20 protein-coding genes and 1 pseudogene are annotated in these 23,681 nt (G+C 36.4%); 9 read left to right on the plus strand and 12 right to left on the minus strand.

Going from position 1 to position 23,681, the window contains the following annotated elements:
• Window positions 1–51 precede the first annotated feature (51 nt).
• Entirely contained in the window at window positions 52–387 is a 336-nt protein-coding gene (locus ND2E_RS14480) for a HipA N-terminal domain-containing protein (protein ID WP_033093170.1), read from the plus strand.
• A 793-nt stretch (window positions 388–1,180) separates the two neighbouring features.
• Here ND2E_RS14480 and ND2E_RS14475 read toward each other — a convergent pair.
• From ND2E_RS14475 to zipA, 3 genes and pseudogenes are all read right to left on the minus strand, one after another.
• On the minus strand, window positions 1,181–3,136 hold the full coding sequence (locus ND2E_RS14475; protein WP_033093171.1) for a helix-hairpin-helix domain-containing protein: 1,956 nt from the start codon (window positions 3,134–3,136) through the stop codon (window positions 1,181–1,183).
• 78 nt (window positions 3,137–3,214) lie between these two features.
• Window positions 3,215–4,411, minus strand: a pseudogene (ligA, locus tag ND2E_RS14470) (NAD-dependent DNA ligase LigA); the annotation flags it as partial.
• A 155-nt stretch (window positions 4,412–4,566) separates the two neighbouring features.
• Window positions 4,567–5,712 carry a cell division protein ZipA gene (zipA, locus tag ND2E_RS14465; RefSeq protein ID WP_033093172.1) on the minus strand — a complete coding sequence of 382 codons (1,146 nt, stop codon included), beginning with the start codon at window positions 5,710–5,712 and terminating at the stop codon, window positions 4,567–4,569.
• Between the two features lie 176 nt (window positions 5,713–5,888).
• Between zipA and cysZ the strand changes: the two genes are divergently transcribed.
• Together cysZ and ND2E_RS14455 are read left to right on the plus strand one after the other, a co-directional pair.
• On the plus strand, window positions 5,889–6,644 hold the full coding sequence (gene cysZ, locus ND2E_RS14460) for a sulfate transporter CysZ (protein WP_033093173.1): 756 nt from the start codon (window positions 5,889–5,891) through the stop codon (window positions 6,642–6,644).
• Between the two features lie 145 nt (window positions 6,645–6,789).
• On the plus strand, window positions 6,790–7,239 hold the full coding sequence (locus ND2E_RS14455) for a hypothetical protein (RefSeq protein ID WP_223303567.1): 450 nt from the start codon (window positions 6,790–6,792) through the stop codon (window positions 7,237–7,239).
• Between the two features lie 295 nt (window positions 7,240–7,534).
• On the opposite strand, the gene ND2E_RS14450 is transcribed toward ND2E_RS14455, so the two are convergent.
• The gene (locus ND2E_RS14450; protein ID WP_033093174.1) at window positions 7,535–9,439 is read right to left on the minus strand and encodes a M1 family metallopeptidase; all 1,905 of its coding nucleotides are present in this window, start codon (window positions 9,437–9,439) and stop codon (window positions 7,535–7,537) included.
• Between the two features lie 197 nt (window positions 9,440–9,636).
• Entirely contained in the window at window positions 9,637–10,533 is an 897-nt protein-coding gene (locus tag ND2E_RS14445; protein ID WP_223303568.1) for a flagellar protein MotY, read from the minus strand.
• A 229-nt stretch (window positions 10,534–10,762) separates the two neighbouring features.
• Here ND2E_RS14445 and rnt point away from each other — a divergent pair, with 229 nt between their 5' ends.
• Complete coding sequence (gene rnt, locus ND2E_RS14440; protein WP_052056358.1) at window positions 10,763–11,458, plus strand: ribonuclease T; 696 nt, start codon at window positions 10,763–10,765, stop codon at window positions 11,456–11,458.
• A gap of 104 nt (window positions 11,459–11,562) precedes the next feature.
• Here the strand turns inward: rnt and ND2E_RS14435 are convergent, their stop codons facing one another.
• Complete coding sequence (locus ND2E_RS14435) at window positions 11,563–12,168, minus strand: peroxiredoxin (protein WP_033093175.1); 606 nt, start codon at window positions 12,166–12,168, stop codon at window positions 11,563–11,565.
• 154 nt (window positions 12,169–12,322) lie between these two features.
• Window positions 12,323–12,673 carry a Grx4 family monothiol glutaredoxin gene (locus ND2E_RS14430; RefSeq protein ID WP_033093176.1) on the minus strand — a complete coding sequence of 117 codons (351 nt, stop codon included), beginning with the start codon at window positions 12,671–12,673 and terminating at the stop codon, window positions 12,323–12,325.
• Window positions 12,674–12,950: 277 nt separating this feature from the next.
• Here ND2E_RS14430 and ND2E_RS14425 point away from each other — a divergent pair, with 277 nt between their 5' ends.
• Window positions 12,951–13,532 (plus strand): Fe-Mn family superoxide dismutase, encoded by a 582-nt coding sequence (locus tag ND2E_RS14425; RefSeq protein WP_033093177.1) that lies wholly within the window; start codon window positions 12,951–12,953, stop codon window positions 13,530–13,532.
• Window positions 13,533–14,261: 729 nt separating this feature from the next.
• On the opposite strand, the gene lolE is transcribed toward ND2E_RS14425, so the two are convergent.
• The 3 genes from lolE to ND2E_RS14410 are packed head-to-tail and all read right to left on the minus strand — an operon-like array spanning window position 14,262 to window position 17,564.
• Window positions 14,262–15,530, minus strand: coding sequence for a lipoprotein-releasing ABC transporter permease subunit LolE (gene lolE / locus ND2E_RS14420; RefSeq protein ID WP_033093178.1), 1,269 nt, complete (start codon window positions 15,528–15,530; stop codon window positions 14,262–14,264).
• Window positions 15,523–16,284: a lipoprotein-releasing ABC transporter ATP-binding protein LolD gene (gene lolD, locus ND2E_RS14415; RefSeq protein WP_033093179.1), complete on the minus strand. Its 762-nt coding sequence runs from the start codon at window positions 16,282–16,284 to the stop codon at window positions 15,523–15,525. The genes lolE and lolD overlap by 8 nt, the downstream gene beginning before the upstream one ends.
• Before the next feature lie 11 nt (window positions 16,285–16,295).
• Window positions 16,296–17,564 (minus strand): lipoprotein-releasing ABC transporter permease subunit, encoded by a 1,269-nt coding sequence (locus tag ND2E_RS14410; RefSeq protein WP_033093180.1) that lies wholly within the window; start codon window positions 17,562–17,564, stop codon window positions 16,296–16,298.
• A gap of 361 nt (window positions 17,565–17,925) precedes the next feature.
• On the opposite strand from ND2E_RS14410, the gene ND2E_RS14405 reads away from it, so the two are divergent.
• Together ND2E_RS14405 and ND2E_RS22655 are read left to right on the plus strand one after the other, a co-directional pair.
• Window positions 17,926–18,528, plus strand: coding sequence for a PilZ domain-containing protein (locus ND2E_RS14405; protein WP_033093181.1), 603 nt, complete (start codon window positions 17,926–17,928; stop codon window positions 18,526–18,528).
• A 170-nt stretch (window positions 18,529–18,698) separates the two neighbouring features.
• Window positions 18,699–18,872 carry a DUF2897 family protein gene (locus ND2E_RS22655; RefSeq protein ID WP_081962000.1) on the plus strand — a complete coding sequence of 58 codons (174 nt, stop codon included), beginning with the start codon at window positions 18,699–18,701 and terminating at the stop codon, window positions 18,870–18,872.
• Window positions 18,873–18,892: 20 nt separating this feature from the next.
• On the opposite strand, the gene ppiC is transcribed toward ND2E_RS22655, so the two are convergent.
• Window positions 18,893–19,171 carry a peptidylprolyl isomerase PpiC gene (ppiC, locus tag ND2E_RS14400; RefSeq protein WP_033093182.1) on the minus strand — a complete coding sequence of 93 codons (279 nt, stop codon included), beginning with the start codon at window positions 19,169–19,171 and terminating at the stop codon, window positions 18,893–18,895.
• Window positions 19,172–19,440: 269 nt separating this feature from the next.
• On the opposite strand from ppiC, the gene can reads away from it, so the two are divergent.
• Complete coding sequence (gene can, locus ND2E_RS14395; protein ID WP_033093183.1) at window positions 19,441–20,040, plus strand: carbonate dehydratase; 600 nt, start codon at window positions 19,441–19,443, stop codon at window positions 20,038–20,040.
• A gap of 113 nt (window positions 20,041–20,153) precedes the next feature.
• On the opposite strand, the gene hppD is transcribed toward can, so the two are convergent.
• Entirely contained in the window at window positions 20,154–21,209 is a 1,056-nt protein-coding gene (gene hppD, locus ND2E_RS14390; protein WP_033093184.1) for a 4-hydroxyphenylpyruvate dioxygenase, read from the minus strand.
• A 509-nt stretch (window positions 21,210–21,718) separates the two neighbouring features.
• Between hppD and ND2E_RS14385 the strand changes: the two genes are divergently transcribed.
• A complete protein-coding gene (locus ND2E_RS14385) occupies window positions 21,719–23,653 on the plus strand; it encodes a PrkA family serine protein kinase (RefSeq protein ID WP_033093185.1) in 1,935 nt (644 codons plus the stop codon).
• Window positions 23,654–23,681: the final 28 nt, after the last annotated feature.

Here is a 23,681-nt window from a genome sequence, read left to right on the forward strand (position 1 = left end):
GGAAAAATAAACAAGATTTAAAGCTGTCGTGAAATTATTTGGAGAATAGTTATGTCGCACGTCAACCGTAAAGCTAAAATATTTGTTAATGGCGTTTTATCTGGTACTTTGGAAGAGCGAATAAATGAAAAAGTAAGTGCCTTTGTATTTCAATACGCGATTGATTACCTTAAGGATGGCTCACCTATTGGCTTCCATTTTCCATTAACAGGTACGCCTTATGAGTTTAATGAATTACCGCCTTTTTTTTCGAATCTAGCGAGTGAGGGCTGGTTAAAAGAAATTCAATGTAAACAAGGAGGAGTAGATCGAGATGATATTTTTGGTTTATTACTAGCAAATGGTAAAGAGCTTATTGGTGCCTTATCTATAGTTCCCGATTATTGAACACCACTTGGCTCAGCCGTAACTTAGTTAAACTCTATTTTTAGCTAATAAAAGCAGATAAGCTAATTTGGAGTGAACTCAAATCTGAACTGACATTTTTCAATATTGTTTAGGCCTACCCTACAGTTGATTAGGTAAACTCATGCCACTAGACGTTCAAAATTAGTCTGAAAATCTATGGGGCTAAGTGCCCCATAACGAGATAGCTTGCCTTTGGAGAATAGAAATATCTTATCTCTATAGGAGTGCCAACAGTTATATTTTCTAGCTCTAGGCTTGACTTGTATCTGTTTATTTCAGGGACAATGATATGAGCTAAGCTCAAAGGGTGGTATGAATATTAATAAACGGGTTATTAGTCTAGTTTTGGACCGACCATAAGTTACTCCTAGATCTGGTTTACTTTAATATTTTTACTCAGAATAAACATATTCCCATTATTTGTCTAATTAAGTTTTTTATTTGCCATGAAAAACCTAGAATTGCTTTGTGCCCCACAGTGAGATAGAAACTAACCTTCACGTTCCACATTGAAGACCTATTTTATAGGTCAAAATCACCTAATCTAATGATCACTTTGTGTAGGTTTGTAGATCATGACACTGATGATCTACAAACCTACACAAAGCGGCCCTTTCGTATAATCAATTTAATGACTGCTTTATAGAATATTTGTCATTTGTTAAGTGGTAAGGCTGTATGTAATTGGGTGGCACAGTCACACGTTATTTTCTACTTTACAAGATTACGCCGCTATATGGATGCTCAAACTGCCTAACTTATCACAACATAATTAGACTTTTATTAAGTCCAAATAATCTAATTCAGAAATAACTTTAACCCCTTTATCTCGGGCAGCATTTATTTTATTTTCACCGACTTTATCTCCAGTGATTAGAAAGTCTGTCTTACCGGAAACCGACTTGCCTACTTTAGCTCCAAGTAGTTTCGCCTGTTTTTCCATGTCACCCCTTGAGCCTTGAGTCATAGAACCAGTAAAGACAACAAGCTTTCCTGCCATTGAGGAGTCATTTTCTGACTGCTCAGATTGCTTTGGTGTTATAGCTAAATTAAAACCAAGACCATATACCTTGAAAAACTCTTCTTTTACATTTTCTAAGCCCTCAACAATTGCTTCTGCACTTTGCTTTGCAAAGCCATCAATCTTAACCATTTCATCTACTGAAACATCAAATAACTCGACTATAGAGTGATGCTGAAGTAGCTTTTCACAGTTTCCTCCTGCTAAACGACTAACGCCAAAAGCAGCTAAAAACCTCCAGTCTTCTATTTCAACTAATTGACTGACTCTAAGCTGATCAACTAAGTTTTTAGCTGTTTTCTCACCAAATCCATAACCTAAAAACTTATTCTCTATTCCCTTATAAACATCATGAATTCTTTTCATTCCTGACTCATGTAGCTTTTCTATCACTTTAGGACCAAAACCATCATTGTTACCTAATGTTTTAAAAAAGTGGACTAAAGTGTTTTCTGTTTGAACTGAACAATCTGTTTTATTTGGACAAATTAAATGATCTGATTCCCAAATAAGATGTGTTTCGCAACTGGGACATACATTAGGAATATAGGGTGTTTCAGAAATAGATTCTTTAATTACTTTCTCTATTTTTGGAATAACTAACCCACTTCTCACTAGTTGAACAATAGCTCCGGGGCCAATTTTCTTAGTCTTTACCATATTGTAATGATGAGCTGTTACTCTACTTATCATTGCTCCACTTAATTTCGTTGGAACTAATTCAGCTACTGGAGATATACGTCCTGTTCTAGATGTTTGAGGTATAATATTTATCACTTCAACTTCAGCTGAGTCCTCATTGACTTTAAAAGCTATTTGCCATCTATGGAACTTTCTAGTTGCTCCCATATGCTCTTTAATTGCATCGTTTGTTGTTTCCAATATTAGACCATCGATATCAAAATCAACTACATCCCACATTTTCTCAAGTATGATTTCAAAGTCCGTTAATAGCTCTTCAATATTTCCAGTCCACTTTTCTAAAACAGAAAAAGGATAAAAAATACAAGCACCATCATCGATAGCTTTTTGAACCTTTTTATCAACATTTTTCTCTGCGATGATAGCTGCTTGGATATTTCTGGAGTTTTCAAACTGCTCATTAAGTTCTTCGTTAAAATAACTTTTATTAATGACAATTTCTCCAGGCCCTAATCCTCGTCCTGCATCTTTTCCAACTTTCAATCCCCTATCAAAAACTCGTGTTATATCCTGACCTCTAGTGCCATCACCACGAGTATATAACTTGGAACCATCATCATAAGCTGCATAACCATCTAATTTAGGGGTAACCTTTAATCCAATAGCATCACGTGTTAAGCCTATTTCAGTGCCTGCCTTTACAAGTCTGTCTGTCCATTTTTTTATTTCTGAAAAAGAATATGCTTTGTCCGTAGATAACATTTTTTTAGGAAGGGGAACTGTTTTACTATCAATTAATACTTCAGGTTCAATCGTTGTAAGATATGAGTGATTAGGCACTCTAGACTCTAACTCAGTAATATATGCATCGTAAGCTTCATCATTTAAAACTGGGATACCTGATCGATATAAAGCGTTTGATAGCTTTAAGACTACAAGAAGGTTATCTAAAGACAACTCATTAACCGAACTTGAGATAAATTCTTCAAGAGATCTTGACTCAATACTGTTATCTAGTTTCTTTATAACTGATAGCTGCTCTTTATTTAATTTAACTTCTGACATGAACGACACCTATTAAGCTACTAAACAATAATTGAAGATTGAATCTCTATTTGAAACAGTATTTCTCATGGTGACACCCACGTCACCAGCTCGACGTATAACAACAGTATCATTTATTTTCAGACCCAAACGGGTTATTTCATCTTGGTTATGTAGGGTTGCGTTCGATACCGTTACACCACCAACAAATATCGGTTTCAAGCGTGCTACAGGTGTGATGGCGCCAGTGCGGCCAACTTGAAATTCTACATCTTCTACGCTGGTTAACTCTTCTTCCGCAGGGAACTTATAAGCAATTGCCCAACGCGGAGCTCGTGCTACAAAGCCCAAACGTTTTTGCAAAGGTATTTCATCAACCTTTAATACCGTGCCATCAATTTCATAACTTAACGCACTACGCTTAGCTAAAATGTCTTGATAAAAGGCATCACAAGCTTGTTCACTTTCAAGTAAACGTACCTCTGGACACATCGGTAAGCCGAGTCTTTTCAGCTGACATAATCTTTCATGATGAGAGTTAGCAAAAAAGTCATTAGTTAAGTCCAGACTTTCATCGCTATCAGTAGGCAGTGCTCCGACAAATCCGAGGCTATAGGCATAAAAAGCCAAATTACGCTTTGCAGTAATTTTAGAATCAAGTTGTCGTAAACTGCCCGCAGCGGCATTACGCGGGTTTGCAAAACCTTTCTCACCACGTTTTTTTGCCAGTGTATTTAATGCATCAAAACTTGCCTTAGGCATAAAGACTTCACCGCGTACTTCAACGATATCAGGGAAATCTTTACCTGGTGTGCCCATTAATTTAAGCGGAATTGATTTTATGGTACGAATGTTGGTAGTTATATTTTCTCCTACACTACCATCACCACGGGTAGCTGCTTGTATCAACTGCCCTTGCTCATAACGTAGACTCACCGCTAAACCATCTAATTTAGGCTCGGCACAAAAAGCTAATGTTTTATTATCATTTAATCTATCTTTTACCCGTTTCACAAACGCATGGAAATCTTCTAAAGAAAAAACATTATCAAGAGAGAGCATAGGTAGCTGATGAGTGACTTGGGTAAACGACTTTAATGCCTGACCACCCACTTTTTGGCTAGGTGAGTCAATTGTTTTCAGCTCAGGATTAGTTTTTTCTAACTCGATTAGTGCGGACATTAATCGGTCATATTCTGCATCAGGAACGCTCGGTTGATCTAATACATAGTACTCATGATTATACTGATTAAGCTGTTGTTGTAGTTGACTAATTTGCTTTTCGATATTCGACATATAAATAATTCACTAACGTTTAATAATTTACATAAGGCCACCTTTGCTAACTTTAATAAAAAGGTGACACATAACATTTGTTGATATAGGGATGAAATAGAAAAACGGGCTTTAAGCCCGTTATTACATTTAAGTATTGCAGCGACCGAAACTAATTACTCAACAAGGGCAATACGACTTTTACGATCAAATTCCCGTATCTTACTAAGATAGTGTTGCTCAGTTTGTTTAGTCATAACGTTGCGTTTGTCATCAAGAACTTGCGCATTAAACTCTTGAGCTAGCTGTTTTGCAGCATTAAGCATTTGCTCGAACACATAAAACGGGTCTCCTGCATTAGGCAAAGTCATAAATAAACTAACACCACGGGTCGCAAAAGTTTCCATGCTATCTAAATCAAATGAGCCGGGGTTCATTATATTAGCTAAACTAAAGGTGACCTTACCTTTACCTGCATTATCTTCATGTCGATGAAAAATATTCATTTCACCATACTTCAAACCAAGAGTCAGTAGGCTCGGTAAAAGTGCAGCACCAAACATTTGCTGGTTTGCTGGCATAACGACCGATAGAATAATGATTTGTGGCTCTAATGAAGTGTTAGTTTTTTCAGGTACAGCCGCTTCCTCTTCCATTTGATTATCAAAGTCAATTTCCATTTGATCGCGTTTTAATGTAGCTTTTGACGGTGCTTTGTTTACTTTCTTGATTGGCGCACGCGCCGGTTTAGCTTGCGTAACAGGCTGTTCATACAAAGGTTCAACCTGAGCTGCAGGCTTGGGCTTTATCGACTGTTGCTTAACGCTTTCAACAGATGGCTCAGGAGTCAAGGCATCACCTAATTCATCTTTGGTAAATTGGCTATGGTCTTCTTCTTTAAACCAGTCATCTTCAAGGCTACTATCTAGATTCTGAACTAAGCTATTATCAAATTTTTCTTCTTTAGCTTTCGACGCTTGTCCTGCCAGATCTCCCAACACATCATTTTTTATTATTATTTGGCTCTTAGATAGATCATCAGGTAATTGAACACCTTCAGTAATAAAATGCTCAGTAACAACCTCTCTTTCGAGGTTAGAATTATCCGTTTCAACATTAACTTTAACTTTAACTTGTCCTACACCGTCTTGGTCAAAACCTTTACGGTCAAAGTCTCTTGTAATAGGCTCGGCTTTATCTTTCGAAGTTTTTAGCTTATAAGGATTTTTTTGTTTTCTTAATGTCCATAAGCCATGAATGAATATTGCGGTAATTACAATGGCACTGAGTATAATTAAGACGTTTCTGAAGTTATCTTCCATTTTGAGCCTATTTACTTTCTTGATTACTGTTTTTCATGCGATCTATATCGCGATATATTAACAGAAAACTTTATCAGAAATTAGAAAGATTTGTAACAAGTTAATGTTGTAAAAGTATGAAAGAAGCTTTTATACTCACGCGATGAATATCAGTTACTTAGGAATATTTTACTCTCATGTCACATTCGCCTCAAAAAGCTAAATTTTCCCCCATTGATCACAGTGGTGCTAGTTACTTCTTTAAGGGATTTAGTCTAATAAAACAAAAAGGTATACGTCGATTTGTATTCATTCCCTTAGTAATCAATGCCCTGCTGTTTAGCATTGCCTTTTACTTTGTCTATCTAGAACTGAGTACATACATGGAAAGCATTATGTCTTGGTTACCAAGCTGGCTTGATTGGTTGAGTGTTATTTTATGGCCTTTAGCTGTTCTCACTATTTTAGTTATTTTTTCATTTATCTTTAGTACGGTTGCCAATTGGTTGGCAGCGCCATTTAATGGTTTATTATCAGAAAAAATGGAGGCAATTTTATCAGGTAATGAAGCCCCCAAAGGTAGCATGGTTGATATTGTTAAGGATATACCAAGAACGTTGAGTAGAGAGTGGCAAAAACTCGCTTATTACTTACCCCGTGCTATAGGCTTTTTTATTATCATGTGGCTTTTACCCGTCGTAGGACAAGTTATTTGGTTTTTATTTATTGCTTGGATGATGGCAATACAATACAAAGATTACCCATTTGATAATCACAAAATTCCTTTTGCAACCATGAAGCAGATGTTAAAACAAAATCAGGGAATTAGTTATAGCTTTGGTATTACTGTCGCTCTATTCTCTATGATTCCTATAATAAACCTTGTGGTAATGCCTGTTGCAATTTGTGGTGCTACAGCAATCTGGGTTGATCATTATAAAGATAGAACCTAATTTTTATATGGTATAGAGCTCAACCGTAGGATGAATGCCTTACAATCTGTTTTTGAGATTATTTGTAAGACGATTATCGCGTTAGCGTTAAAAATCGTATATATTTAAATTATATAAAACATAAACTTGAACGGAAGTGACTTAAATGAGAGTAAAACAAGCTGTTAAGCATTTTACATTACTAAGCATGGTAGCAGTGGCGGTAAGCGCCTGCTCTTCGACACAAGAGGTTGAAGAGAAACCAGCTGAAGTCCCCGTCGTTTTAGAGCCCATCATTGAAGAAGTAGAAGAAGAAGAAGTCGTTGTAAGTAAAGTCATCAATAATGGTGTTATCGATATTCCAATCTTGGAAAATGCTCAAGTTTTTGCTGAATTCACTGATAAATTACCTGCCGTAATCAACTATTTCACCCAATCAAGCGAAATGACAGTGATCGATTTTTATCAACAGACATTTGGCGAGCCTTACTCACAAGACCGTAAACGCGGCCGATTAACTCTTCAATACCAACAGGGCGAAGAAGTAATGCGGGTAGTTATTTCTCAGCAAAACAAAAAACGCCAAGTTGATGTAATTATTGAAAATAAAAATTAACCTTAATGAAGTCAATTTGACTTAATAGAATTTACACTATTTGGTACAAACAACTAAAAAAGGCTCAATGTTTTCACATTGAGCCTTTTTTATGAAAGAATCTCACTAAACTGGTTGTTAATCAAAGCTCATGTTTTGAAAGGGAGCTTAATTAAACTTTCTCCATTTACTGTTTAGACAACCAACTTATATTCTATTTATCTAAGATGAAATAACCATCATAAGCTCAAACGGTCACGAGTTGAGATAACTCAAACACGCTAAAATATTCACCATGATGGTTAACAGCAATAGATTAATTCAACACACCATCTACGGTACCTTGGGCTAATCCATGGTAACCTGGACGCGCTTGTTGATAGACTTCAACAGCCCATGCTTTACTTTCTGCATTTTTAGCAAGCTCTTTATAAAGTGGCACTATCAATTTACGACGCCCGATGTTTTTTAGGTATTTCGCCATCGCAGGATAAACTTCTTTGTAACCTGCACGAACTGATAACAAGTACCAAGCGTGAGCAATTTCTGCATTACTACTATTCGTTAAGTCAAAAGCTTTATCTAAGCTCACCATACGCTGGTGATCTATATCTAATGGTAAGTTATTAATAAAGTGCAACCACTCATGTAATGTCCACTGAGCAGTAGGTAATTGTTCTATTGTTATCTCATCAGTAACCAATTGCTTAATTTGCTTGTCAATAACTGTAAAAGCATTCGAAGTAGGTTGTGGTGCATAGCTTGGTAGACCTGCATTGAAAATCCACTCATTAATTTCACTATCAGTAACAATATTAGGATATTTATCAGTTAAATTTGCTTTTAAATATTTAACAAAGTTATCAGTACCTAAACTTTGAAATGCATGGCTATCAAAGTATTCTAAAACAAAGGCATCAAAACGATCACGGCCAAACTTATCTTCTAGAAACATTAAAAACAACTGACCTTTAACATAAGGTACACCTGAGAATGCATCATCTGGATCTCGGCCTTTTAAATCGATATAAAGTTGAGTATCACCAGCATCAAGCTCAGCGATTTCAGCATTTAAATCTTGTGCGCCCAAAGCTTGTTCCATTACGGCTCGATCAGTACCAAAAACAGCTTCCATAATTCGGTTTTCAACATAGCTGGTAAACCCTTCATTTAACCATAAGTCACGCCAGCTCTCGTTAGTAACAAGATTTCCAGACCAAGAATGCGCTAATTCATGAGCAATTAAGTTAACTAAACTTTTATCACCTGCAACAACCGTTGGGGTAATAAATGATAGACGTGGATTTTCCATACCACCAAAAGGGAAGCTTGGAGGTAACATCAATAAGTCATAACGACCCCAACGATATTTACCATACATTTTTTCAGCTTTATCAATCATCGCTTGTGTATCATCAAATTCTGCAACCGCAGCATCTAAAATGTAAGGTTCAGCATAGATACCCGTTTGATGGCTCATCGCTTTAAACTGAAGATCACCTACACCAATTGCAATTAAATAAGGAGGAATAGCCTGCGGCATTGAAAAGTAGTAATCACCATCACGCTCAGTTCCTGGTTCATTATTCGCGCTCATTACTGCTAATAGATCTTTATCAGTCGTTATACGTGCAGTATAAGTTACTCGAACACTCGGTGTATCTTGAATAGGTATCCATGAACGGGCGTGAATTGCTTGGTTTTGGCTGAATAAAAAAGGTTTTTCTTTACCTGCGGTTTGTTCCGCTGATAACCACTGTAAACCTGTCGCTTTTTCTGTTGAGTTATAATATACACGAACTTTTTTAGCGTTAACTGGAGTATCAATAGTTAACTTGCTACCTAATACATCATCACGCTTAGCTAAGTCGTACTTCACCTTTACCCACTGATCTTGGCTGTTCTTTGCCATAACACGGTGAATAACGAGATCGCGAGTATCGAGAATTAAGGGGGTTTTCTTATTGGTAAACCAATCCAAAGACAGCTCTGCGAAACCAGATAATGCCTTTTTATCAAAGTCTACATTAAGATCAAGATACACATGAGTCGCTTTAACTTGATCATAATTAGCATAAGTATATGCATCGGTTAATGTAGACACATTAACTTGTTTATGAGAGTCGTGTTGATGAGTGGCACCTTCATGTGCCCATGTAACTGGTGCTACAGACACAGCAAAAGAGCTGAGTAATAAGCAGAGTTTCGAAAAATGTTTCATGACATTTTATACCTTAAAATTAAAAGTCGTCCCCAAAAAGGGCTCAGACAAAAACAGGCCTGTAGATTACTGCGAATCTACAGGCCTGTTCAATATTTTACGCTATATTTTTTACACTCTCTATTGGGATAGTAGCAAGTATTATTTACAGTACTTTAACAACATCTCAATATAGGTCGATATTATCGGAAATACCATTATTGCTTTTGCATTTGAATGACTACTCTGCGGTTTTTCCCTCTTCCTAACGTAGTGTCATTGGAAGCTATATGGCGTTTCTCACCATAACCTTTTGCTTCTATACGACTCACTTCAATGCCATTTTGCACAAAATAGTCTCTAATCTTAGCAGCTCGGCGTTCTGATAGTTTTAAATTAGACCAGCGACCACCGTAACTATCAGAGTATGCATCGATCAATACCAGTTCTAATTCTGGATCTAAACTTAAGTATTGGCGGATCATCTCAATACGTCTTTGCGATGCTTTAGTGAATTTATCGCTACTCGATTGATAGTTCAGTACAGTATAAGCAATGTCATCAAAGCTATAATTGAGTAAATTACCTACGCAACCGACAAAGTCCCGATACGCTTTTTTAAAGCGAGCGGTTGATAGGCCAACAGATATTTTGTCTTGTTCACTGTACCAGTCATTATAATAAAAAGTAGGGCTCATACCCTGCTCTAGTTCACTTAACATAGTCCAAGCAACTTTTTTAGGTAGACTAGGATTAAATTGTTTGTGTAATTTCATATTTGCTAAGGTGCGAGACCCTACACCAGGTTGCCATTTTGGTGCAACACTGCGCACTTCAGCTAACGAGTAGTTATCTGGTAGCAACATCATGTCTAACTCAAACTCCATATTGAGCTTACGACTGGCTTTTGCTGAAAAACGTGCCTCACCATAACGAGGAATCTGGTGTGATAAAGTACATTGAAGACGAGAGTCATCAGACAGCTGCCAATTAGAGGTATGGATATCTGCGCTATATTGTCGAATGCCTGCTTTTACATCACTAGCAAACAAACTAGCAGTTAAACTGGTTAGAATAAGAAAATAAGTACTCATTAAGGCGACTATTTTTTTCATAATTTTGCACAATATCGATAGCAGTAACAGGACTTTTCACTTTTGCCTGTATGGGATATATAGGGTATCGCCCTAAACTCAGATAACTTTAGCATTTTATCATTAAAAAAGCGCTTTACCGGGTAAAAAAGTTCAATTAATGACTCATAAGCTATCTTCATTGTCGTTTTTAAATTAACTTTCTGCGATAATAATCAGCATTATTTAACCCTATATTACTTAGTGACTAATGTCTGAATCAAGCTCTATAGATACCCAGCAAAAAAACAATCCTAATTCTGAAACTGTAAAAAGCGATTTTTCTCAAAGGTTTCGCGGCTATTTCCCCGTTGTTATTGATGTAGAAACGGCTGGTTTTAATGCTCAGACAGATGCATTACTTGAACTTGCAGCCTCAGTTTTACATTTAGATGAAGACACCGGTGATTTCTCTATCGATGAAACAATACAATTTAACATTGAGCCCTTTGAAGGGGCTAACCTCGAGCCCAAAGCATTGGAGTTTACCGGTATAGATCCAACAAATCCATTACGTGGTGCAGTTGACGAAAGTGTCGCACTCAAAGAACTTTTTAAGTTAGTGAGAAAAAAAATGAAAGCTGCTGGTTGTCAGCGAGCTATTATTGTTGCCCATAATGCCGCTTTTGATTTAGGCTTTTTAAATGCAGCGACTGAGCGCTGTAAAATTAAACGTAGCCCTTTTCATAGTTTTGTCAGCTTCGATACCACAACGCTTGCTGGCCTTGCTTTAGGACAAACGGTTTTAGCGAAAGCTTGCATAGCCGCTAAAATAGACTTTAATAATAGCGAAGCACATAGCGCCTTATATGACACAGAAAAAACTGCCGAGTTATTTTGTCACATTATAAATAGGTGGCGAGCACTAGGTGGTTGGCCGTTAGCAGTGGATGAAGTAGAAGCCTAACAGCTGAAAAGTAAAATTCAGATATAAAAAAACCGCTTTCGCGGTTTTTTTATTATGCAACTTAGTTAATCAACTTTGCTGATTAACGTAAACAGTTAGCAATATTATAACTTATCTGCATTGTCAGTAAGGTAAGAAGCAACGCCTTCTGGAGAAGCCGTCATTCCTTTATCACCTTTGTTCCAACCAGCAGGACAAACTTCGCCATGGTCTTGGTGGAATTGTAGTGCATCAACCATACGTAACATTTCATCAACATCACGACCTAGTGGCAAGTCATTAATAACTTGATGGCGTACATTGCCTTCTTCATCGATTAAGAAAGAACCACGGAATGCAACACCAGCTTCAGGATGCTCTACGTCATAAGCTTGACAAATCTCATGTTTAGTATCAGCAACTAAAGTATATTGTACTGGACCAATACCACCGTCATTTACTGGAGTATTACGCCATGCGTTATGTGAAAATTGTGAATCAATTGACACACCAATAACTTCTACGCCACGGCTTTTGAACTCTTCCATACGGTGATCAAAAGCTAATAACTCTGATGGACAAACAAAAGTAAAATCTAAAGGGTAGAAAAATACTACCGCTTTTTTACCTTTAATTGCTTCGCTTAGTGTAAAGCTATCTACAATCTCACCACTACCTAATACTGCTGCAGCAGTGAAGTCAGGTGCTTGACGACCAACTAATACGCTCATTTTATGCTCCATTTTTTTTTATGTTAAAAAAGTTTAATTCTCTACCAACCTAGTATTGTGGCAGATTAATACTTGTCACAATAAAAATACAATTTTGACAGTATTTTTATTGTGACAACAGGTATATCAAAATCAATTAGTTATATACTATTTATTATGCGTCTGCTGAACTATCTTCTGCTGAAGCATTTTTTGCTGCGGCTTCTTTCACTAAAGTTTGCAACTCACCTTGTTGAAACATTTCCATGATAATGTCACAGCCACCTACTAACTCACCTTCAACCCATAATTGTGGGAAAGTTGGCCAGTCTGCATATTTAGGTAATTCCGCACGAATATCAGGATTTTGTAAAATATCAACATAAGCAAATTTTTCTTCACAAGAGATTAACGCTTGTGATGCTTGTGATGAAAAACCACAACTTGGTAATTTAGGAGACCCTTTCATATATAGCAAGATTGTATTTTCGCTAATTTGTTCTTTAATGCGCTCAATTGTATCCATAGTACCCTCTCTTTATTAATACTTATTCTGTTCTTTTGCATTGAGATATCTTACATATGGAGATAAAAAATAAATTATCAACTTTTTCAATACAAGATAATAGAATAAGTACTATTATCTAAATAGCTTAGCTATTGATTTTAAAATATATAGCCTTGAAAGTTGCCTTTACCATACCAATATATAAATAATACTTGAGTATTTTACTCAAGTTTATATAAAAACACACCCATTTTTGGTGAAAAAATAAAATTAGAATTACAATTAGGAGAGTATAATGTCTATCGAATTACCTGCATTACCCTACGAGCAAAACGCATTAGAGCCACACATTTCAGCAGAAACCTTGTCGTTTCATTATGGAAAACATCACAATACTTATGTTGTTAAACTGAACGGATTAATTGGCGGGACTGAATTTGAAAATAAAAGTTTAGAAGAAATAGTTAAAACATCTTCAGCTGGGATTTTTAATAATGCAGCACAAATTTGGAATCATACTTTTTACTGGAATAGCCTAAGTCCAAATGGTGGCGGTGAGCCTTCTGGTGATTTACTTACTGCGATAAATAATAGCTTTGGTTCTTTTAGTGAATTTAAAGCGAAGTTTACTGATAGCGCAATCAATAACTTTGGCTCTAGCTGGACGTGGTTAGTGAAAAATGCCGATGGCAGTTTAGCTATTGTCAATACGTCAAATGCTGCAACACCATTAACTGACGAAGGTGTTACGCCATTAATTACTGTAGATTTATGGGAACATGCTTACTACATTGATTATCGCAACTTAAGACCTGATTACCTGAATGGTTTTTGGGCGTTAGCTAACTGGGACTTCGCTCAAGCTAACTTTAGCTAGTATAAACGAAACCTATGTATACCTAACAAAGGCTGATATCCTTTGTTAGGCCTTTTATAAGTAAGATACTCCAACCCCGCTTAAATCACTCAAGTCTACTGCAATCCATAACGACAATAGTAATATTAACCTCTGTAAAGTTAACAACGTCATCAAGGTAATGAATTAAGGTAGAAACATCGGTTTATTTTGAGTTTCCGGGGATAAAAACAAACATTATTTTCATTAGAATTTTTAACATGACAAAGTTATCCATAAGTTTTTTAACAGAGATGTCGAGTTATAATGACAGAGCATACTGTATGTAAAAGCTGAGATTTGCATAAAAATTCATCCTGAAGCCCTATAAAACTCGACATATAAAAAAATATCGAATAGTTATTCACTTTAATAGCGAGGCAATCACCCGTCCACTTTCGCATTAGTTATTCTAATGCGAGAACTACATTTTTTTTAGTTTGTCGAAATAAATAAAGGCGATTAAGATGACTTTGTTTTCTGAGTTAGCGCAATGATGTTTTATCCCTTTCTCCTAAGGATACATCATTAACTATGATTACTCCGAAATGATAGCTTTCTATCTTTTCTCTCTGACATGTTTCTTGGAATGTAATTTCCTTATATCAACTTGATGTTATAGTTGGCCCGCACTTTGTTTGCGGGCTTTTTTTTGCCTTTATTTTTGTTTTTTAACTAAGCAGCATTCAACTACAATAGAATAGATTAAAATTATAGTTGGCCTAGTACTTGTGCTGGCTCAATTTTAGTCGCTCGCCATGCTGGGTATAACGTTGCTAAAAGGCTCATCATAAGTGCAGTAATAACAGTGATATAAACATCATTAGGCTGTAAAACACTTGGTAAATAGTTAATAAAGTAAACATCGCCAGACAAAAAGGTAATCCCCATCAGCTGCTCTAGCGCACTAATAATATCCGTAAGATTTAACGCTAAATAAACACCGCATAAAGCTCCTAATAAACTGCCAAGGACACCATTAACCAAACCCTGTGCAATAAAAGCAAACATAATGGTACTTGAACTTGCTCCCATGGTTTTTAAAATAGCAATATCACCTTGTTTTTCATTAACCGCCATTATTAAAGTTGAAACGATATTAAAGCTCGCTACACCTATCACTAAAACCAAGACAATAAACATCACCATACGTACAAGTTGAATATCATTAAACAAGTGTCCTTGGGTGCGAGTCCAGTTATTGATATAAACGTAGTGGTCAAAATTATACGCTACTTGTCGAGCTATTTTAGGTGCAGAAAAAACGTCAGTAATTTTTAACCGTATACTTTGTGTTTCATCCTTATCATAACCCATGACATTACTGGCTAGGGAAAGTGGAATGTAAGCTAAGGTTTCATCGACAGTACCGCCAAATTTAAAAATACCTACCACTTCCACTTGCCGAGTGATTGGCGCAGAGAACACTTGCTTTACATCATTGTTTCCTGTTGGAGGAGGTAATAAAAGTTGTATTTTATCACCAAGTGCCACTGATAATTTTGCTGCGACACCACTTCCAATAACAATGGTATTTTCATTCGGCTTTGAGTTTTTTAGTGTTTGCCACTCCCCTGCAATGATATAATCGTCAATGCTTGATACTTGTTTTTCCAGACTTACATCTACACCGCGAACTTCAACTGCTTTAAGTTTTAAGCCATGTTGTAGCATTCCTGTCATTTTAATAACAGGTGCTGCAGCAATAACTGATGATTCTGTTTGCAGTTTATCAATTCTTTTTTCCCAGCCTTTTATCGGCTCATTGACACTCACAAGTTCAACATGAGGTATGATTGACAATAGCTTTTGAGATAATTCACGTTCAAAACCATTCATAGCGCTAAGTACCACTATCAGTACAGTGACACCTAAAGCAATACCAATAGTTGAAGAAGCTGAGATAAATGCTGAAAAACCATTTCCATGTCGACTTCGAACATAACGCCAGCCCAAAAAAATACTTAACGGCTTAAACATGGCGTTCACTAACCTCTGTATTATTTTCTTCAACGCTAGTCAAAGGCTCATGCAAAGCTGCAGTATCGTATTTAACTGTTAGTGGTAATAATTGTCCTTGAACCAATTTCACTTGTCTGTCCATACGGCTAGCTAAAGCTAGATCATGAGTTACGATCACAAAGCTAGTATTTACGCTATCATTTAAGCTACGTATTAATTGATAAATTTGTTCTGCGGTATCGCTGTCTAAATTCCCTGTCGGTTCATCAGCTAAAACCAAAGAGGGTTTAGTTACTAAAGCACGAGCAATCGCCACCCGTTGACGCTCCCCACCAGATAATTGTGAAGGCCGGTAATCAATTCTATGAGACAAGCCTACTTGATCAAGCATTTCTTTAGCTGCCAATAATGCATCCTTAGGTTTTTCACCGCGGATCATTAACGGCATAGCGACATTTTCTTGCGCACTGAATTCCATCATCAAGTGATGAAATTGATAGATAAAACCAATATGTTCATTTCTAAACTTTGCTCTGTCTTTATCTGATAACTGATGAATATCTACATCATTAATAAGTACTGTTCCTGAACTTGGCGAATCTAAAGCGCCTGTGAGGTGTAAGAAAGTGCTTTTTCCACAGCCTGAGCTGCCAACAACAGCGAGTAGTTCTCCTTTTTCAACACTCAGCTCTAAGTCGTTTAACACCTTAGTTTCAATGTCACCTTGTCTATATGACTTAGATAGATGACAACACTGTAATACTTTACTCATTAATTTTGGCCTTATTCATTTCTTAGTACCTGAGCTGGCTGTGTAGTTGAGGCTTGGTATGCCGGATAAAGTGTCGCGAGAAAGCTCATTGCGAGTGCCGATAAAATAATAGTTAGCACATCAAACCACTCAAGTTTTACAGGTAAGTCCTGCATACCTAAACCAAATAAATTAGCACCGACAACTAACAGGATATTATTCAAATTGAGTGCCAGGATCACCCCTAAAAGTCCCCCCAAACTAACTCCCCATAAGCCATTCACCATACCCTGGGTGATAAAAATCTTAATAACCTCCATACGCGCTAAGCCTAGTGTTTGTAATATTCCTATTTCCGCTTGTTTTTCAACAACAACCATCACTAACGCAGAGACAATATTAAAAGCAGCAACAGCAATAATTAAACTTAACATTAACCACATCATGTTTTTTTCCATTTTCACTGCTGAAAAGAGTGCTCCTTGGCTTTCATTCCATGTACTAAAAACAGCAGAATCAAGTGATTTACTTTGCTTCAACTTATGTTGATTTTGTGCAATATTTTTCACTACCGTTTTGGCATTAAATGCATCGTCTAAATACAGCCGTAATTTATCAATACCATCACCCGAGCGCCTTAGCAATTTTGCGCCATATTGGCTAGCCACATAAACCATGGCATCATCGACTTGTGAGCCAATGTGAAAAATTCCCGCTACTGTGAATACCCGTTGTACTGGAATGCGCCCCATAGGAGTAAAAACACTTTTATTGGGTAATACCAAGCGAACTTCATCACCAAGTGAAACTTGCAATTTATTGGCTAACGACTGCCCCAAAACTAAGGAATAGCGTTGTGTCGACAGGCTTTCCAAACTGCCAGACACCATATGAGTACTGATGATATTTTCTTGTTCATATTTAGGCATAATACCTTGGACCAATACACCTTGAAGCCCTTTAGATGATTGGATCAAAGCTTCACTTTCAAGAAAAGGTGTCACTCGAAGCACATGGGGTTGAGTCAGTAAGTCTTCTCGTAAATTTTGCCAAGGTTGCTTTTGTTCTATGCTGTGACCTTTCCCGTTAAAATCACTCACAATGACGTGCGGTACAATACCTAATATTCGTTTCTTTAATTCACCTTCAAAACCATTCATTACAGAGACAACAGTGATAAGCGCAGCCACACCCAATAATATACCCACAGTGGAAAAAAAGGTGATAAAAGAAACAAAGCCCGTGTGGCTTTTACTACGGCTATAGCGTAGCCCGATGAAGATACTAATAGGTTGAAACATTGAGGTATTATTATTTTATCTGGAACTGATTTAGATTGTTCTGTAGCATAACATAGTCATTATACCCTCTCCACTTGTAGATGTAGGTTTCAGCAAATCGAGAAAGGGTCATGTCCAAGGCATTGATTGAGGATAATAGTTGTTCTATTGTCTAAATAAATAACGTTGGAGATGAACCTTTCGCGCCTTGCTCCGATCTCTTAGCGTAACTCTGAAACTACATATGCAAATCGAGCGGGTATCTAATTGTCTGAGATAAATAGCTGCTGAGATATTGTTAGTTACAATTATCTATTACGGCACTAAATAATATGCTTCGGTCAATTTATATAAGCCCCCTTTCTACATGGAAATAAACAACATGAGCCCTCTTTCTCTTGAGCAAAAGTTAGCACAATATGACGAGTTCTTTGCCATTGAACATGATTTCTCAGTTAATATAATGGCTATTGATAACACTGAAGATTGCAATTTTGACAATTTTGTTTCCAATATGCCTATGCCATTTAAACTGGCTACAGATATGAATTCTATAGATCAATCTGCATTACGATCCTTGCAAGGTTTGGGTAATAGCGCTTCTCAGCTTGTTGGTTTTCTTAACCAACAATCAAAAAAAATTGACTTGCTTATTGGCTATATTCTTAGCCAGCAAGACGAATTGCAGCATAGGTATCAAGGAGTAAAGTTTGGTGGCGGCGGTATTAAATTTATTGCACCTAAGGCATTTAACGCTGGCCAATTACTCGAACTTAAAATTTTCTTGCTCGAAAGTCATTGTGCTATCTATTGTTATGGTGAAGTTATCGAGGTTGAATCAGCCAACGAAACTTTTACGCACAAAGTTACTTTTCATTTTATTCGAGAAGAAGACAGAGAAACCTTAGTACGAAACAGCTTGCATGAGCAGTCTAAACAATTACAAAAATTAGCTAAATTGCGTAATCAGGAAAATGAACAATAAACGCTACTTAAATTTCCCATAAGAAAGTATATCGCACTCCATTTTATTGAAACCTACCATAGGCAGGGTAAATAATTTGTTGTGCTATATTATCTACAAGTTTAGCAGCTAAACTAAAACTGGTATTTAGTGAGTATTTTCACCAACTTTATAATAAGGATTAATAGCTTATGTCAATTACAGCCATAATTATTACAGCCCTTGCAATAGGTATTATTGTTGGCGGCATCTTAGTACTAAAAAAGTCCGCACATAAATTTAATTTAACTGCAGAGCAACTAGCAGATATTAAAAAGCGTAATGAAGAACTAGACAAAGAAGAGAAAGATCAACAGAAAAAATAGCAAATGCTCATACTTATTAATTAACTTCGATAGAGTGTTTTTATTAAATGGTAACCAAACTTGGTTTTTATCGGACCATGTACTTTTAATATAGGCCTTTTAAAAACAACATCATCAAATGCTTTGACCATTTGACCACGACGGAACTCACCTAAATCACCACCTTTTTTCTTTGACGGACAAAGTGAATGCTTCTTGGCAAGCACTCCAAAATTAGCGCCGTTATCAAGTTGTGCTTTCAATTCCTTCGCTTGTTTTTCCGTTTTTACTAAAATATGCAGGGCACATGCGCTCGCCATAGTTTTTTACCTTCAAGGTTATCTTTGTCGTTGTTATATTATAGCCAAGTATACTATAGCTAAGCTGCGAGAAGTTAAGAGTTTCAGGACTATTAGTGGCATAAAACCATACCAATTACTTTTAGCTAAATTCTTAATGATTCCAGCCGAAATCTGTATCTTCATCTAGTATGAGTACTAAGACACTAGCATTACAAATAATTACTTTTACTTACCTTTTCTATGACATAAAATGTCATGAATTTAACGACTCAATGTGGACTTAACTTATGACAAAAATCCAACACCTGTTCGATAATAATAAACAATGGGCAGAAAAAATTACTAAAGAAGATCCTAATTTCTTTAAGGCTCTATCTGAACAACAATCACCAAAATATTTATGGATAGGTTGTTCAGACTCCAGAGTACCTGCAAACGCGTTGCTAAATATGGATCCGGGTGAAGTTTTTGTACACCGTAACATTGCTAACCAAGTGATTCATACTGACTTAAATTGTTTATCCGTTATTCAATATGCTGTTGATGTATTGAAAGTACAACATATTATTGTTTGTGGTCATTATGGTTGTGGCGGTATAAGTGCAGCACTTGATAATAAGAGTCATGGATTAATAGATAACTGGTTACGCCACATAGAAGATGTTTACCGTTTCCATAAAGAAGAAATGGACAAACTTACTGATGAAAAAGAACGGATAAACTTACTGTGTGAGCTTAATGTTATCGAGCAAGTTGCCAATATCTGTAATACCACCACCTTAGTCAATGCATGGAAAAATAACCAAGATACAACTGTGCATGGCGTAGTGTACAACTTACACGATGGTATTTTAAAAGACTTAAACGTATCAGCTACAGGTAAATAAGTGCTGATTTCCAAAGTAATACTGATTTAACAAATTTAATTCCAAATAACAAAAAAGCCAACAAACTCATCGAGCTTGTTGGCTTTTTAATTTACGAAATTTGAACCGCTTATTTATAAAACGCCACGTTCTATCTGATTTAATTCAATTGATTTAAAAAGAGTTGAAAAATTACCTTCTCCAAACCCTTGATCATTAACACGTTGAATCATTTCTATAAAGATTGGACCAAATAAATTTTTAGTAAATATTTGAAGTAAATAAGAGTTTTCACTTTGGCTATCCACTAAAATTTGGTGCTCTCTAATACGCTCTTTATCTTCTTTTACCCAAGGTACGCGATCAAAAATTTCATCGTAGTACTCAGGAACAATATTTAGAGTATCGACAATTGAGCGGTCTAGTTTATCAAGAGAGCCAACAAGATCATCGGTAATAAACGCTAAATGTTGTACACCAGGACCGTTATATTCACTTAAGTATTCATCAATTTGATTATCTTTATTACCCTTACCTTCATTGATAGGGATACAGAACTTTCCACAAGGAGATTGAAGTGCATATGAGATTAATGCAGTTTTAACCCCTTTAATATCAAAGTATCTAACTTCAGTAAAACCAAAGACCTCTTTATAAAAGTCAGCCCATTTGTGCATAGTGCCTTGATAAACATTATTTGTTAGATGATCAACGGCTAAAAAGCCTTTATCTTCTACCAGCACAGGCTCAGCAATATCTTCGAAGTCAGTATCATAAATCAAACCTTTATTCGTGCCTGTTTCTGCAAAGTTCTCGATAAAGTAGATAAGGCTATCACCAATACCATAAATAGCAGGGTAAGGAAGTTTATTGACTTCATTTTCAGCCGATTTCGCTCCACGTTTAACTGCTTCATTAAAAGCAAAGTCAGCATCTTCTACCCGCCATCCCATTGAGCAAATAGCAGGACCATGACTTTTAGCGAATTCTTTAGAGAAACCCATTTTTTCTCTATTCAATAAAAAATGGATATCATTTTGATTAAAATACTCAACATCACGCCCTTTCATTTTCTTAGTTTTTGAAAAACCAAAACCATAAAAAGCTTTTTCCATGAAGTCTGAGTCTGGTGTTGCATACTCAGTAAATTCTATACCACATAATTTTAACGGGTTTTTGCTGTCGGTCATTGTTATCTCTCTTTCAATCAATGTCTGTCTTAAAGCTATTATCTAGAGCAAATGATTAAAGCGAAAGTCCTCTAGGAACAAGGCTTAAAAGACGGTTGTAACAGAAGTTGTACGTTTATTCGTACAAAAAAATAACTAACGGCTAACAAGGCTATACTAGGGCTAGCGGCTTAGTGTAAAGAATTATAAACAGCCTATTAATTGTCTACAGAAATTATCCGTATTTAGCCATATATAATTTAATCTCCACAGGTAAAATTTCTAATTCCCTATTGATAATGCCAATACGCACCAAAGCATCTTTGATTAAATTGAAATGACTACGTTGACTCGGTGCAGCTTTTTCATACAAGTTACAATTTAATTACTAATTTCCTTAGCAAAATCAGCCAGAACAACTAACCTTAAAATATAGCAAGTGCTTTTTACCTTACCTTTACAAGCTGTTAAGTGCTGGCTTTTACTATTTTTATCTTAGTGGATAGCATTGTATTCTTTTGGAGGTAGTTATGAGTATTTTTCAACATTATCAAACGCGCTATGAGCAAGCTCAACAAGAAGAGTTTGGTTTACAAGAATTCTTAACTATTTGTAAAGAAGATAAACTAGCTTATGCTAGTGCATCAGAACGTTTACTTACGGCCATTGGTGAAGCCGAAATGGTCGATACAGCGACCGATCCTAGGCTGAGCCGGATTTTTTCCAACAGAGTTATCAAACGTTATCCTGCTTTTGCTGATTTTTATGGTATGGAGGAAGCCATTGAGCAAATTGTCTCTTACTTAAAACATGCATCCCAAGGTCTGGAAGAACATAAACAAATTTTGTATTTATTAGGTCCTGTTGGCGGGGGGAAATCTTCTCTTGCTGAAAAACTTAAGTCTTTGATGCAACAAGAGCCCATCTATGTTTTAAGTGCTAATGGTGAACGCAGCCCAGTAAATGACCACCCTTTTTGTTTATTTGATGCCAATTCTGACGGAAAAATTCTTAAAGAAGAATATAATATCCCTGGTCGATATTTGAACAACATTATATCTCCTTGGGCTGCTAAACGTTTGCACGAATTTAAAGGTGATATTGCTAAATTTAAAGTAGTGAAAGTTTACCCGTCAATTTTAGATCAAATTGCCATTGCTAAAACTGAACCAGGTGATGACAATAACCAAGATATTTCAGCACTCGTTGGTAAGGTTGATATTAGACAACTTGAGCATTTCGCTCAAAATGATGCCGATGCTTATAGCTACTCAGGTGCTTTGTGCCGTGCAAACCAAGGTTTAATGGAGTTTGTTGAGATGTTCAAAGCGCCCATTAAAGTGCTGCACCCTTTACTGACCGCCACTCAAGAGGGTAATTACAATCCTACAGAAGGCCTCTCAGCACTGCCTTTCAACGGTATTTTGCTTGCCCATTCAAATGAATCAGAATGGCAAACCTTCAGAAATAATAAAAATAACGAAGCTTTTTTAGACCGTGTCTACATTGTCAAAGTGCCTTATTGTATGCGCGTGTCTGAAGAAATTAACATTTATAAGAAGTTACTTGAACACAGCGAATTAAAAACTGCACAGTGTGCCCCTGATACTTTGGATATACTTGCGCAATTCTCTGTGTTATCCCGTTTAAAAGATCCGGTTAATTCGAGTATATATTCGAAAATGCGTGTATATGATGGTGAAACGCTTAAAGATACCGATCCAAAAGCTAAGTCCTATCAAGAATATCGTGATTATGCAGGAATTGATGAAGGTATGTCAGGGCTATCAACTCGCTTTGCTTTTAAAATTTTATCACGAGTATTTAACTTCGATAGTGTTGAAGTAGCGGCGAACCCAGTTCACTTGTTTTACGTATTAGAGCAGCAAGTTGAACGAGAACAGCTTCCCAAAGAAATCACTGAACGCTACCTAGAGTTTATTAAAGGTTATCTAACACCTGAGTACATAGAATTTATTGGTAAAGAAATTCAAACGGCTTATCTAGAGTCTTACTCTGAATACGGACAAAATATTTTCGATCGTTATGTCACCTATGCAGATTTTTGGATTCAAGATCAAGAATATAGGGATGCTGAAACAGGTCAGTTATTTGATAGACAATCACTCAATGATGAATTAGAAAAAATTGAAAAACCTGCAGGCATTAGTAACCCTAAAGACTTCCGTAATGAGATTGTTAACTTCGTTTTACGGGCAAAAGCCAATAACAATGGCAAAAATCCAGCTTGGACGAGCTATGAAAAGCTTAGAACTGTCATTGAGAAAAAAATGTTTTCCAATACAGAGGATCTACTACCAGTGATTTCTTTCAATGCGAAAACATCTGCCGATGATCAACAAAAACATGATGATTTTGTTAAACGAATGATGACAAAAGGCTATACCAGAAAACAAGTTCGCTTATTGTCTGAGTGGTATTTGCGCGTTAGAAAGTCCTCTTAAGTCGTATCTCTTAAGTAGAAGGATATAT

The organism is Colwellia psychrerythraea (genome assembly GCF_000764225.1).
GTDB classification, from domain to species: domain Bacteria; phylum Pseudomonadota; class Gammaproteobacteria; order Enterobacterales; family Alteromonadaceae; genus Colwellia; species Colwellia psychrerythraea_D.